The following is an 11,970-nucleotide window of genomic DNA, read 5'->3' on the forward strand; positions in this document are numbered from 1 at the left end:
CACGGCGCCGGGCTAGTCCAAGCGTACGACGGCGATTGCGTAGTCGCCGTCGTGCGAGATGCTTAACGACGGCCCCAGCTGCCACTCCTGATCGTGGAAATGGCGGCTCACAGCCCCGTGGAGACTGATGCTCACGCGACCGTAGGCATCCGGCTGCACCTCTATTTCCCGCCAGTCCAGCTGATCGCGCGCAATCGGCGGTTGGCTGCCGAAGAGAGTCTGCGACCAGGCCTTGATGAAGGCTTCCTTCGCAGCCCAGCGGCCCGCTAAGTGACGCGCCAGAGCGCCGCCGACTGCTCCGCGGCGCCTAGCTACCAGTAGCTCCGCAGGTGTGAAAACAGCCTGCGCGAACTGACTTCCTGGCATATTCAGCTGCTCTTCGAAGCCCGGAATATAGACGAGGTCTACGCCAATCATGGCTGGAGGACACCATCGATCAGACGGGCGCCGTCGGAAAGCAGAACTGCCTTTTCCAATGCAGCGGGTGAACCGAACCGACCACCGTCCGCCAGGTTTCGCTCGCGTGGACGCTCGTAGAGAGCTTCCCCACCGTAAATAGCCTCATCAATGCGACGCAGACCAGCCGCTTCGCGGTTGTGCGCCGCGGACCGCCAACGCTCCGCAGCCTCAGCGCCATCGTGCTGCACTATCGCTTGGTAGAAAGCTTCCGGATGGACGACTGCCACCAGTGCCGAGACATGTCCGAACCCGAGCGAGGTAACAAAGCCAGCCTTCAGCGGCAACGTATTGCCGAAATTGACTGCCTTCGTTGGCCATACCAGACGCGAATGCGCAGCCAATGCGGGATCGACGCAGTCCAGCGATCGATTACCTGGCACAATGCCGCTGCGCAATACCTGGGTCAGACCAATGATCTGGAACGCTGCAGCACCACCCTTAGCGTGTCCCGTCAGCGATTTCTGAGAGACCACCAACAGCGGGTTAGAGCGCTCGCGACCGAGTTCATCTGCAATGCGTTCATGCAGTTCGGACTCATTTGGGTCGTTGGCATTGGTCGAGGTGTCGTGCTTGGACAACACCGCGACCTGATCCGCAGTGACATCGAGTACTGCAAGTGCGCGAGCCAATCGAGACTTCTCGCCGCCCTGAGCGGCCGCTAGCGCACCCAAACCCGGCGCCGGAATGGACGTGTGCGCGCCGTCGGCGAAGGACTGGGCGTATGCGACGACACCGAGCACGGGGAGCCCCATGTCACGAGCGATGTCTCCGCGAGCCAACAGCACCGTGCCACCGCCTTGCGATTCCACAAAGCCTCCGCGTCGACGATCGTTCGGCCTGGAGAAGTACTCATGGTCGATGCCTTTGTCTTCCATGGTGGCGGAGTCAGCTGTGGCGGCCATGTCGCCGAAACCTGTAATTCCCTCTGTGGATAGGTCATCGAAGCCACCTGCGACAACGAAATCTGCCTTACCCAGGGCAATCTTGTCGACGCCCTCCTCCACCGACACCGCTGCCGTCGCACAGGCTGCGACAGGGTGAATCATCTGCCCGTAGCCACCGACATAAGACTGCATAACGTGGGCGGCAATAACATTTGGCAATGCCTCCTGCAGGACGTCATTGGCTCGCGGTTGCCCCAGCAGGCCGTCGATGTAGAGACTGCGCAGCGACTCCATCGCACCAATACCTGTGCCCTGGGTCGACGACACTCGCGCCGGGTTGACCGCTTCCAGCAGTTGCGCTGGGCTGAAGCCCGATGACAAGAAGGCATCGACAGTACAGACAATGTTCCACAAGCTCACGCGGTCCAGATTGTCCATCATGTCTGCCGGAATACCGTATCGTGCCGGGTCAAAGCCCTGCGGAATTTGACCGCCAACATAGCGGCTCATCGCCATTCGGCGCGGAACCTGCACTGGTGTGCCAGCGGCTCGTGTCACAAGCCACTGCCCTGTCTCGGCATCGAAGCTCGCAGTGGTGTTGTCCGGGTTGGAACTGACAAAAGTCTCCGCTGCCGCGCGGTCACGCACAGCAAAGCTCAACGCACGATCCAGGTAGACCGTGGTCAGCTCAGTCATCGTATTATCAACCAAATCGCCATCATCGGCGTAACGACGCACACCAACTCGCGCCAGCACTTCATCGCGGTAACGCGAAGCAATGTCGCTTTCTGCCAACGGTTGCCCGTCGGCGTCGCGCCAGCCACCCTCATAGGAAATCAACCCCATTGACCAGGCTAATTCCACAATTCCTGCTGCAGAAATATCATCGACTTCAGCCTCAAAGCGCGTCCGGGAAGAACCGTACGGCCCAAGCTCACCGGCGCCCACGATGACCACCATGTCCTCCAGAGCCGCTGCGATGTCACCAAAGGTCGGTGTTGTCTGCGCAATTGGTCGGCGAGGGCTTGGCAGGCCGCTCAAAACACGGCTTGACGACGGCTCCTGCGAGCTCGCCCCGCTAGAGATCTCAGAGTTTTGAGCTGCTGGGGCAGCCGCCTGTGCAGCCTCCTGCGCCATTTGCGCAATGTTGAGGTCGACGTCACCCAATCCGCCGGTGAGATCGGCCTGAATCGGGCGGGTTTGTGCCTTCTTCCGAGCCTCCGAGCTCGCGAGCTCAATGAGTTCAGCTGCCATTTCTTCGGTGGAGAAGGTGCGTACTCCCTTTGCTTCCACTGCAGCAACCAATGGGTCGTTTCCACCCATCAGGTTGGTGCCTCGAACCCAACCAATCTGTGCATGAGCCAGAGTGGTGCGGGTGCGCCAAGCGTCCTCCACATTCCAGCGCGCCACCACTGCATCGAGTGCGGCCTTGGCTTCACCATAGGCACCATCACCGCCGAAGCGACCACGGTTCGGTGAACCCGGCAGCACCACATGCAAACGATGGTCCAGATTATTGTCCCCGCCAAGTGCTGACATCCCTGCGATGAGTCGTTCCACCGACCACAGAAGCAGACGCATTTGGGTCTCGGACGCAGGACCGGCGTCGGCAAGCGAACCCGAAACCGTAGGCGCCGCGAACGGGAATAGCAACGTCGGTGACAGTGCAGGCTTGGTCACAACCACTTCCGCACCAATCGTCGTAGTCTGCTCGGTTCCGATCCAGTCGATAAGGGAATCCAGGTCCTGGAAGCTGGACAGGTTCGCCGGTACCACCCACAGCTTCGCCTCGCCCTGCGCATGCATGCGGTAGAGCTGCTTGTAGAAGCTCAGGCGCTCATGTCCCAGGCGTGAGGTAGTGACAACAACGGTTGCTCCCTGAGACAGCAACTGTGCAGTCACAGCGGAGCCAATCGAATTTGGCGATGCACCGGTAACAACTGCGATGTCGGCATTCATCGATAGTTCGTCCACATTCGTGATGGACTCATCCGCCAGCTGTCGGTAGATACTCGCCAACTGTGTTCGCCCTGCCGCGTCTGCCTTGGCAGCCCACCACTGTGCCTGCTCGACTGCGGTTTCGTGGATACTGCCCGGCGCGGTGTCAGCCACGTCTTCATCAGCGGCTGCCCAGAGGCGTGCTAGGTCATCGCGGGAGGTGGCCCAGCGGTCGTCGAGCAGCACTGCCTTGGTGGGCGTAAACGTCGGGGTGACCAGCTTCGGCCAGTCCGCACCGAGTTCAGCAGTGACGAGATTTACCAGGTTGCTGTCGGCGTCTTCGGCATCGAAGTCAATGGCACCGGTAATCTCGTGGCCGAGTTGCTCCAGAATCGTGCGTGCAGCGGTGGCAAGAATTCCTCGTTGACCAGTCAGTTTATCTGCAAACTCAGTGAGTGCAGCCGAGTCGACCATCCCAGCACTACTGTCGCTTGCCGACGGCTTAGCGACAGATACACCTCGCTGCGAGGCGACCGCGAGGATTGCTTCATCGATCAGCTGGTTGAGTTCAGCAGTACTGGTTGGGGCGGCCGGTGCCAGATGCGCAAGATCACCGCCGCGCAGGGATGCGCCCTCGCGAGTACCGAGCATGATCTCGGCGCTAACTGCGGTTGCCCACCCCTTGCCGAGCTGCCATTCATCGACCACATAGTCATCGATGTAATTCGCGCCTGCACCGGCAGGACCGGTAATCCGGCGAATACCGTCGGCAATGGCTTCGGAGAGAATCGGACCGAATGCCGAATACCCACTGGCCAAGCTATCAATCTTGTCCTTTAGATCAGCCAGTTCCGCATCTGCGGCCCCTTCGATTGAACCGAGGTCGAATTCCACTCCGAGATCGAGCAGCAGTTGATTGCGTCGAGATGAGACTCCATCGACCAGAGTCTCAATGGAGTCGGCGGCGCCGAGCTGGTCGGGGCGCACCTTCGTCCATTGGCAAATAAGAACTTCCAGCGCTTCTGCCGGGCTGACTGCGATATCAGCAACTTCGGCAGCCGGAGTGGCAGCACTCGTGATCGTGGTTGCCTGTTCGGTCGCCGCGGATTGGTCTGCGGATACCGCCGGCGCCGCTGATCCTGCTTCTCCCGATGCTCCTGCTGCTCCAGATAGGGTCTGCGCCGCGTCCTGCTCTGGTGTCACCTCCGACTCGGGCTCAGTCTTTTCCGGCTGAATTTGGTCGCGCATAAACGCTGCATCAGCATCACGCTCGAGATTGAGCACTCGAATGTCACGGCTTCGGTGGCGGGGCAACTGGCAGGTACGGGCAGCCAGGTTTGCCAGTGTGGGCGCTGTACCTACACCGACTTCAATAATGCGGCTGACACCGAGATCCTCAAGCAACAGATCCTGAGTTTCGACCCACCTCACCGGTGAGCAGAATTGCCAGGCCAGCAACTCGACCAGCAACATGCGGGCCAGGCGCGCCGGGTTTTCAGCAGCAGTATCAAAGTCGGCAAGGATGTTTTCCAGAATGTCTGAGTCGACGACTGCAGCCATCTGGCGGACGAACTTCTCGGTCAGCTCAAAAGAGGTCGCGGTGAGATTCGGGATATAGCGTCCCACCAGGCGTTCTGGAGCGATTTCCGCTGGCAGCAGCCGCTCCAGGTGTTTACGGAAGGAATCCACACCGTCGCGTAGGACACTGGAGTGGAATGGCACATCAATACCTGGGATACGCACGTATCCCTTGCCGTCCGAGCTGCGGCGCTCGCACTGTTCAGCCAGTGCCGCAAGGCCCGCGACGGTGCCGGCGACGGCGTACTGCTTGCCTGCCAGGTTGAGATTTACGACTTCGAGGAACTCACCGGTTTCCTGCGACAACCGATTAACAAACTCAGTGACCTCGTCCTCGCGTACGCCGATCTTGTCCGGACGCAGGGCGCACAAACCATAGTTGGACCTCCCCTGCTCATCACGTTCGACCAGTTCATGCATGGTCAAACCGCGGCGGTAGACAACCTCCAACACGGCATCTGCGTCAAGCGCACCAGCGAAAGCCGCCAGCGCGTTGTACTCACCGACAGAGTGTCCCGCAAAGTGAGCTGTTTCATCCAGCAGCCCTGCTTCACGGAGCTCCGCAACCTGCGCCAGCCCCAACGTCGCCATCGCAACCTGGGTGAACTGAGTCAGATTCAGGACACCTTCTGGGTGGAAATAGCGCACACCATCCACAACCACCTCTACCGGGTTGTCCCGAACAATAGCCAGTACGGAAAAGCCAAGCTTCTCTCGGGTCATCGCATCCGCCTGGTCCCACACGCGGCGGGCCGCTACGCTGCGAGTCCGGGCAGACAGCCCCATCCCCTGTGATTGAATCCCCTGGCCAGGGAAGACATATGCAGTCGTCGGTGCGGCAATTACAGCAGTGGCAGTCAGTACCAGCTCGCCCTCTACTGTGGCCGTGACTTCACGGACTTCACCGGCGCCTGGACGGTCATCAAAACCACGGCGTTCGACAGAGAATTTCACTTCCTGACCAGGTAGAACCGGACTCAGCATAGTCGCAGTGAACTCAATCACCCGATTGCCAATGCCGGCATCCGACGTGGCAACAGCCGCATGCTCGGCCATCGCCGACAGCCACATTCCATGGACAATAACCCCTGGTAGACCAGCTAGCGCTGCTGCCCGGGAATCGACGTGGATAGGATTGCGATCGCCCGTGACACAGCTAAATGGCTCCATCGCCTTAGGCGCTTCCACGGTCAAGGCACCGCGGAAACTCCGTGGCGTATCCGTGACCGTTGGAAATGGCACAGTATTGGTCCGCGCTGTCTCGCCGCCGTTTCGGCCACGAATGGCAAAGCGTTCACTCAAGGTGGCGAGCAGCGTATCGCCATCACGAACCTCCGCGCGCACCACAACTAGTCGCCCTAAGTCCGTATCAACGGCCTCGTCGACACGCGCACTAATCCGCAACGTTGTGGTTTCCTGCGGCAGAGCTCCAATCATACGAATGTGATGCTCAAGGTGAACAAGCGCGAGCATGCCCTCAACAACATCAATGCCGGTCTCAGTACGCGCCTGCGCGACTGCCGCAAAAATCGCTGGCCAAGCATGCCCGACCAACGCGTCCGGCACCGTCGCCTGTGACTCATCGCCGGCAGCTGCAATAGTGACCGCATCGTAGTCAGCCATCGCCATCGGATCCCACACGGATTCCCACTCCGCGACCCCATCGACGATGTTTGCAAGCTCACCGCCAGCCGCGATTCGCGTCAGCTCCCGCATCGCGGCTGCCGCATCCTCATGCTTGACGACGGGCACTGCGCCCACCGCTGCACTCTGGCACAGGCGAATTCGCAGTTGCGTATTCTCCCCCGCAGCATCGGGCAGCGGAACGGTCAGCTGTGCCCAGACGAGCTCCTCCCCGCCCTCATCATTGCTGCCATCAGCTCCAATGGTCTCCAAAATGGCACCAGTACCTGGGTGCTCCAGGCGTTGTGAACGAGAGACATCACTTGCGTCAGATACACATACCCACTCATGTTCCGCGCCAAGTGCCAGCGCCGGATTCGGCTGCTGTCGACCAGCCCACCAAATCACAGGTGCTGCGAGCATCCGGCTGAGGGCGTCAACAGGTGCCTCCGGCAGGTAGCCGGTATCCGTCAATGCCTGTGCAGTAGCTTTTTCAAACCGACCCAGAATTTCCGCTACTGGCTCATTCGCGCGGGTAATGCCCGAAACAGCCTGCGGCCCTGGGATGATGCAGACTTGATCCGCATCGTAGCGAGAGTCATGCGCCTGCCATAGGGAGTCCGATCGCCACCAGCGACGAACCTCATCATCGATAACCGGAACGAATGGCACAGGTTTGCCAGGTGTGCGGCAGAGCTCAGAGATAAAGAAGGTGACATCTGCTGGGTGGAGCTGGGTATCCAGATCCAGCAGGCCGGACAGTCGCGAGATTTCGTTCTGCGGCTGGGTGTGCAAGCTGTCGCCGTCGGCAAGCGCGTCAAACGTGCCCGCGTCGACTGCATTCAGTCGTGCCTCTACGCGGTCGACGAGTGCGACGAAGCGCGTCGACCACGTTGGATCGAGGAACGTCCCTTCGGGCGCACACAGTTCGAGATAGCGGTTCAGCACCTCGGCATACGTCATGGTGCTGACATCTCCGAAGTACGGCTTCGCGGTGGCGTTAATCGCCTCGATGATCTCTGCGCGTCGTTCAGTCACCTTAGTGAGGTCACCTGCGACTTCGTCAAGCAATCTGCCTGCGCGTGCTGCGGCGTTATCAATTTCGTGGATATCAGCACCCAACTGGCTGCGCCCCGACGCCATGCCATCCATGGCGCTACCAGCGGGAATCCAGTTGTCAGTGCCGACGGTGTCGACCAACATTTGTTTCACGGACTCGGAGGCGGTCGACTCCTTTGCTGCCATCGCAGCTGTGCCGATGATGACAGCATCTACCGGCATCGGCGCCAATCCGCACCGTGTCGACCACGTGCCCATCAGATAATCACGGGCCTGCTCTGGCTTGCCGATACCGCCGCCAACAGCAAGCACCACATCTCGCTTGCGGATCTTTGCGTAGGTGTTAATTAGCAGGTCATCGAGATCTTCCCAGGAGTGGTGGCCACCGGCACGCCCACCTTCAACCTGCATGATGATTGGATACGGCGTGCCCTGCTGCGCCAAGGTGTCTGCAATTTCGAGCACCGACTCGATTTGAGCGATTGTGCCCGGTTTGAAGGAGATATGCGGAATCCCGCCCTCACGCAGCTGCTTTACTAGCTCAACTGCCTCGTCCACCTCGGGGATTCCCGCGGAGATGGTGACGCCATCAATCGGTCGCCCCGCTGCCACTGCGCGCGGGAGCAAACGGCGGCTTCCAATGTGCAAACCCCACAGGTACGGATCCAAAAACATGGTGTTGAACTGTGCACTGCGGCCCTCCTCGAGCAGATCGGAGAGTCGCGCCACATTAGCCTCGAAGATTTCCGGCGTGACTTGGCCGCCACCGGCCAGCTCCGCCCAGAACCCCGCATTCGCAGCAGCCGCCACAATTTCAGGGTCAACGGTTGTCGGGGTCATACCGCCGAGCAGAATTGGCGAGCGCCCGGTCAACTTGGTGAACTTCGTCTCGACACGGGGCTTGTCTCCAGTGACCAGACGCGGCGCAAACTCCAGCCACGATGTCGGGTGCTCAATGTCGCTCTCAGACAGGACGCCCCTCCCCGCAGCTGTCGCCGCAGGAATCACCGCCACGCCATAGCCTTCAGCGTTGCGTTCTGTCAGCTTGACGACGCCTGTGTTCGGCCCCAGATCCAAAATGGTGGTTGCTCCTTGGTCGATGAGCCCCCGTACCTCGGCGCTCCAGTCACTGGGGTCAACCAAGATTGCACGCGCAAGCCGGTCCGCCGTTTCCGCATCTAGCCCAATGCGCTCAGCTCGCTCCACTACCCATGCCACAGCAGGTACCAGCGCTGGGTGATGGAATGCGCCACTAACTGGCAGAACTGTACATTCGACTTTCCGACCCTTCGGCTGCTGCGTTGTGAGCTGCTCTGCCAGCTGGTCTAGTTCATCCTGCTTGCCGATAACTACGCTGGTAGTCTGCGTATTCTTCAGACCGATGACACAGCCCTGGGGGAGGAAAGGCTCCAACTCCTCGACCGTCAGGCCAGAGATACTCATCATCGGCGCGTGCCCAAATCCGGCTACTCGGCTTCCGCGCGCACACGCCACACCGATGAGGCGAGCTAGCGCCAGAAGCTCTGCTGCCTTCTCTGGGCGAGCGACAATCTCAGCGGCAAGAACACCTTGCGAATGACCGGTTACCGCTACCGCTTCGGTGATATTAATTCCCTGCTTTTCCAGCAACTCGACAATGCCCAACTGTGCCAAGACGATGCCCGGGACGCTGACCGCAGGGTTGGTTGTATCTCCGGTAAATGGCTCGTCTGTAACGAGTGAGATTGCCCAGCCAAAGGGGTCGAAACCTGCGGGAAGCTGGCCGATGAGATCGTCGTCAAGCGGTGTGAGCAGTTCCTCAGCGCGAGTGAAAACTTCCCGTAGTTTCTTTGAGTTGCCACTGGCCATGACGCTGGAGAGAGTGTCCAGCCATGGTTGCGATTGACCGGCGAAAGTGACTGCAAAAGTGCCCAGGTCTGGAGCAGTTACGACGTTGGTCTGCAAAGTGGCGAGTTTTTCGTATTTCACGTGGCTGAGGTCCTTGTCTTGTGGAGTACGAAATGAAAACATCTTTTGTTTCCAAATCCTTGCCAGGACACTATGCCATAAATCATGAGGAATCCATCATGTTTTTCTCGCGCAGTTTCGCGGCGCCATCAACGCGAAGATAATTTGCAGCCCCAAAACGAGAGGCTGAACACGGCTGCGAAATCAGCGAGTACAACGCTTCGAAAGCGCAAGAACTTCGCAGGTAGGAAACAGTGTTCCCCTGTCGAAAAGTTGCTTGCGCTTCACCACCCTGGCAGCGCCGGCGGTGGAAAATAAAACGCGGAAGACCGAGCCAATTTATGCCCAATCGGTGATGAACATCACACCCGGAATGCGTGTCAATGGGCGCCGAGAACGCTCAATCTTTCCTCGATTAATCGCCTAGCATATCCAGAATTGTGGACTCCGCTTCTTCTAAGCGCCGCTCTGACTCTTCAAGATCCTGCTGCGACTTACCATCGCGCTCGACCTTGCCGTCGAAGATTGCGCAGGGATCATCGTTGACCACAGTGTCGTCGGGAACTATGCCACGACGCGCCATGTACTCATCCAGATGCATCGAGATGCTCATGTTGCCTCCCTGCTTCCACCTTACGATTCAAGATACGATTCGATCAGCGTCATTGTATCGACAGATTCGATTGCCCTACGCAGTGGAATGAGCGAACAAAGGTTTCCCAGAATGGCACTCACGCGCGCTGTGCGACTGCCCCGTCTTGCGTTCCCGCTAAAAGAGGCAGGACTGTCGCAGGTCTACAACTGGTCTGGCGGCCAGGGTTTTCCATCGGGGAAATACCGGTCAAATTTCCAGCCCAGACGGAAGGGGAGCACGAACTTTGGCGGGCAGTTGTTGGCCTCCCACATTGTCTTGGGTTTTGCCGCGTGTTCAGCCACCTTGCGGTCGGTGTACACCCCGTGACAGATGGGGTCCCAGAAATTGCTATCGGTGATTTCAAGAGTGGGGGTACCACTAAACACTCCGTAGAGGAGCTGGTCGCGGCTTTCAACCTCGACTTCGAAGTCTTCCCAGGTGCCAATCATGTCGCCGGGTTGTGCGCGCCACCAGTTGTCAATCGCGAGGGCGGTTTCTTCAGACTCGACGAACCCGCCGAGAGGTTCAGTGTTATCTGGGTAGCGGGGATAAACGACGCAGACAACAATTTTCATAGTCATGGTTCTACACCGTGCACGGGAGATTAGCGACCTTGGAATAGCTTCGGGCGGGAAATGGGCCAGATTTTGGGCACGCGGCCTAATGAGGGCGGAAAATCTGACGGGGTGGAGAACGAAGATACCCCGTGACCTGCATAGTCACGGGGTATTTATGTGTGCGCCTGGGGAGACTTGAACTCCCACGCCCTAAGGCACTGGAACCTAAATCCAGCGCGTCTGCCAATTCCGCCACAGGCGCCCGTCGCGAATCCGTGACAGTTACGTACAGTCCCCGTAAGCATGGACTACTGATAAGCCACCTACAGGCGCAACGAACTTTCACAGCTCATTTGGACTGTACACACTTTAACGGGTTTGCCGCAGATTTCCTAATGTCCTAGCTGAATTCCTAATGTCCCATCCCCTGCCTTATCCAGCGAGCGCGCTAGCTTGGCAGGTCACGGACTAGCTATGGTGGTTATGTGTCCACTTCACAGCATCCCAATACCACTGACAAGCCAGCGAAGATTCCCACTCGTACCCGCGTGGTGCAACTAATCTTCTTGGCTCTTGCAGTCGGCGCCACTCTTGTACTCGCCTACTGGCAGCTCATCAGGTGGAACACAACCAGCTCATTCCAAAACCTGGGCTACGCACTGCAGTGGCCAGCTTTCGGCCTGTTCTTTATTTGGGCCTACCGCAAGTACATGGAGTACGAACGCGAACGCCTGAGCGGCAATAGCGAGGCCGCATTTGAGGCTAAAGACGATGTCATGACGGAAATTCCAGACGAATTCCTGCCGACCAACCCGGATGGCTCGCGAAAGGTGCAGCGTGTGGATGAGACACAATCGACGGATTCTGGCACCAACGCCTAGGCGATAACTGCTTATTCGAGAAAAGGACTTTTAGTGACCAACATCAATCCAGATCGTCAAGAGCGCGTAAGGAAGGCACTGACGTACTTCTCCGTCACCGCCTATTTCACGGGTGTGATGCTGCTCTTGCTGTGTGCCGAGATGATTTACAAGTACCTCATCCTCGACAACTCCGCCGACGCGCCGCGGTGGTTCTTCTACACCGCCCAGATTCACGGCTTCGGCTACATGGCATTCCTCATTGCCACCGTAAACCTGGGCACCAAAGCCCGCTGGGAACCAGCAAAGTGGATCATCACCGCGCTCGGTGGCGTGGTCCCGTTCCTCTCCTTCTTTGTCGAGAAGAAGCGCCGTGAGGAAGTCGAGACCGCTTTCCAGCTGAAGTAGCGGGCTCTCGGCAGCCCGAGGGC

Annotated in this window: 6 protein-coding genes and 1 tRNA gene; 2 read left to right on the top strand and 5 right to left on the bottom strand. The window is 58.9% G+C overall.

Annotation, left to right across the window (positions count from 1 at the left end; all coding sequences use genetic code 11):
* Nucleotides 1–12 precede the first annotated feature (12 nt).
* The 5 genes from HMPREF2849_RS04305 to HMPREF2849_RS04325 form a co-directional block, all read right to left on the bottom strand.
* Nucleotides 13–417, bottom strand: coding sequence for a holo-ACP synthase AcpS (locus HMPREF2849_RS04305; RefSeq protein WP_016422272.1), 405 nt, complete (start codon nt 415–417; stop codon nt 13–15).
* Complete coding sequence (locus HMPREF2849_RS04310; RefSeq protein ID WP_246822099.1) at nt 414–9,551, bottom strand: type I polyketide synthase; 9,138 nt, start codon at nt 9,549–9,551, stop codon at nt 414–416. Before HMPREF2849_RS04310 ends, HMPREF2849_RS04305 begins: the two co-directional genes overlap by 4 nt.
* A 352-nt stretch (nt 9,552–9,903) precedes the next feature.
* Nucleotides 9,904–10,101, bottom strand: coding sequence for a hypothetical protein (locus HMPREF2849_RS04315; RefSeq protein ID WP_016422270.1), 198 nt, complete (start codon nt 10,099–10,101; stop codon nt 9,904–9,906).
* 182 nt (nt 10,102–10,283) lie between these two features.
* Nucleotides 10,284–10,703: a hypothetical protein gene (locus HMPREF2849_RS04320; RefSeq protein WP_049172875.1), complete on the bottom strand. Its 420-nt coding sequence runs from the start codon at nt 10,701–10,703 to the stop codon at nt 10,284–10,286.
* A 156-nt stretch (nt 10,704–10,859) separates the two neighbouring features.
* Nucleotides 10,860–10,941, bottom strand: a tRNA-Leu gene (locus tag HMPREF2849_RS04325).
* Nucleotides 10,942–11,164: 223 nt separating this feature from the next.
* Here HMPREF2849_RS04325 and HMPREF2849_RS04330 point away from each other — a divergent pair.
* Both HMPREF2849_RS04330 and HMPREF2849_RS04335 read left to right on the top strand, forming a co-directional pair.
* The gene (locus HMPREF2849_RS04330) at nt 11,165–11,560 is read left to right on the top strand and encodes a hypothetical protein (RefSeq protein ID WP_070862638.1); all 396 of its coding nucleotides are present in this window, start codon (nt 11,165–11,167) and stop codon (nt 11,558–11,560) included.
* Between the two features lie 33 nt (nt 11,561–11,593).
* A complete protein-coding gene (locus HMPREF2849_RS04335; RefSeq protein WP_005511118.1) occupies nt 11,594–11,947 on the top strand; it encodes a DUF3817 domain-containing protein in 354 nt (117 codons plus the stop codon).
* Nucleotides 11,948–11,970 lie beyond the last annotated feature (23 nt).

The sequence above is a fragment of the Corynebacterium sp. HMSC073B01 genome (genome assembly GCF_001838255.1).
Classification (GTDB): domain Bacteria; phylum Actinomycetota; class Actinomycetes; order Mycobacteriales; family Mycobacteriaceae; genus Corynebacterium; species Corynebacterium jeikeium_D.